General features: G+C 67.4%; 1 protein-coding gene and 2 pseudogenes. 1 reads left to right on the top strand and 2 read right to left on the bottom strand.

The genetic code is table 11. The features are described from left to right. Positions 1-1,007, bottom strand: a pseudogene (locus tag ALMP_RS32500) (ISAzo13 family transposase); the annotation flags it as partial. Here ALMP_RS32500 and ALMP_RS32505 point away from each other — a divergent pair. Next, positions 976-1,383, top strand: a pseudogene (locus tag ALMP_RS32505) (transposase family protein); the annotation flags it as partial. The pseudogenes ALMP_RS32500 and ALMP_RS32505 sit on opposite strands and share 32 nt — an antisense overlap. A 68-nt stretch (positions 1,384-1,451) precedes the next feature. On the opposite strand, the gene ALMP_RS32510 reads toward ALMP_RS32505, so the two are convergent. Next, entirely contained in the window at positions 1,452-1,886 is a 435-nt protein-coding gene (locus tag ALMP_RS32510) for a VOC family protein (protein WP_264934986.1), read from the bottom strand. Positions 1,887-2,214: the final 328 nt, after the last annotated feature.

Here is a 2,214-nt window from a genome sequence, read left to right on the forward strand (position 1 = left end):
ACTGCGGCGCCGGTGGCCGGCTGCTGCGGGCTGCCGGGATGGCCGGGGTCGGCTGGGGGTGCAGAGCATAGTTCCACTCGCCGTGGAAAGTGTGCCGGGTCAGCGGCAGAGCCGCCATCTCCGCGTCGCCGACACCCATGCCGGTGGGGTAGGTGTTGGTGTCCAGCCGGGCCTGCACGCGCAGTCCGGTGCGGGTGGTGGTCGCGGCGATCGATTCGAGGATGACTTCGTCGCTGGTCAGCGGGCGACCGCGCCAGTTCATGGTGATGTGCGAGAAGAGCCGGTGCTCGATCTTGTTCCACTTCGATGTGCCCGGAGGCAGGTGGCAGACCGTGATGGTCAGGCCGGTCTCGGTGGCCAGGCGGGCGAGGTGGAGTTTCCAGGCCCGGGTGCGATAGCCGTTGGAGCCGCCCGCATCGGCGGTGATCAGCAGCCGGGAAGCCCTCGGATAAGCGGCCCGGCCCTGGTCGCGCCACCAGCGGCGGATCGACTCCACCGCGAACGCGGCGGTGTCGTGGTCGGTGCCGACGTTGACCCAGCCGGTGTTGGCCGCCAGGTCGTAGATGCCATAAGGGATGGCCTTGCCCAGCTGCGGATCGGCGAAGTCATGCACGCGCACCAGCACCGGGTCACCCGTCGGCCGCCAGGAACGGCCCGGATTGTGGAAGCCGCCGACCAGCTCCTTCTTCTTGGTGTCCACGCTGATCACCGGCTGGCCGGCGTCCCGGTGATCGCGTGCTTGCTCGTTGAGGTAGCGGAACTGGGCATCCCGGTCGGCATGCTGACTGCCTTCGAGCGTCTTGGCGTTGGCCTGGAGCCGGAAGCCCTCGGCGCAGCAGGCCGGCGACAGAGTCGGCACCGATCCGGTGTCCCTGGCGGGTCAGCTCGGCCGCCAGCGTGCGGGTCGACTTGGTCGTCCACCGCAACGGCGACATCGGATCCCCGCGCTCGTCCGGCTCGACCAGACTCAACAGCGCAGACCGCAGTCCGGGATCGAGGTCCACCAACCACCAAGTAGTCATCGATGCCGACACCCGCCTGGTCGTGGTGGTCGGCCAGCCGCTGCCCGGCAATCGCAACGACTGCCGGGCCTGGGCGGAGTCCGGCGCCAAAGCCGCCGTCGGCAGCACGATGACCATCGCTGATGGCGGCTACCCAGGAACCGGGCTCGTGATGCCGCACCGCCGCCGCAGGGGAGAGGATCTCCCTGACTGGAAAAAGGCCCACAACAAGTCCCACAAGCAGGTCCGCGCTCGCGTCGAGCATGCCTTCGCACGTATGAAGGCCTGGAAGATCCTGCGCGACTGCCGCCTGAGAGGCGACGGCGTGCGCCACGCAATGCACGGCGTCGCCCGCCTACACAACCTCGCTCTCACGGGATAACTGCGCCGCATGCGGGACCTGAGAGGCCCACCGGAGGCGGCTCCCCGCCTCTCAGTCTCGGAGGAGGCTCAGTCGAGGCAGAACTCGTTGCCCTCAAGGTCCTGCATCACAATGCAGGACTCGTTCTCGCCGTCGGCACGCATCGTTCGCACATGTACCGCGCCGAGCGCGACCAGACGTGCGCACTCGGCCTCAAGTGTGGCAAGGCGCTCCTCACCCACGAGCCCGATACCGGCCCGCACATCGAGATGCAGCCGGTTTTTGACGACCTTGCCTTCGGGAACTCGCTGGAAGAGCAGGCGCGCACCCACTCCCGAGGGATCAGTGCACGCGAAGTAGATCACCTGCTCCTCGGGCGGCAGCGAGCGGTGGTACTCCTCCCACGTGGCAAAGCCCTCCGGGACCGCCGGCACGACGTACCCCAGCACCTCACACCAGAAAGCGGCGAGGCGCGCAGGTTCCGCGCAGTCGAAGGTCACTTGGAACTGCTTGATCGTTGACATCGGCGCACCCTACCAAGGGAGCCCCGCTGCCCCTTTCCCCAGGTGGAACCCCCATGCCGTCGAGATGTCAGCCCAACCCCGCCGAAACTTGGTCCGGATCGGACACCAGGTGATCAAACCGAACAGGCCACGGGAACGACGCAACCCTGGCGCGTAGCTGCGTGCCAAAGATCAGTTACGGGACAGCCTTTCGTTCACCGGCGCGTAGGCCGCTTCGATGGAATCGCCGAGCATGTTCCCGATACAGAGGAGCATGTGGTGGGTGACGAGAACTGGTCCCACGAGGAGTACCTGGCCGCACTGCTGCAGCGGCAGGTTGCCGACCGGG

This window comes from Streptomyces sp. A012304, assembly GCF_026008495.1.
Lineage (GTDB): Bacteria > Actinomycetota > Actinomycetes > Streptomycetales > Streptomycetaceae > Streptomyces.

Bases quoted from the DNA above. Each gene is read 5' to 3' on its own strand.
- ALMP_RS32510 (WP_264934986.1), bottom strand. From the start codon at position 1,886: ATGTCAACGATCAAGCAGTTCCAAGTGACCTTCGACTGCGCGGAACCT.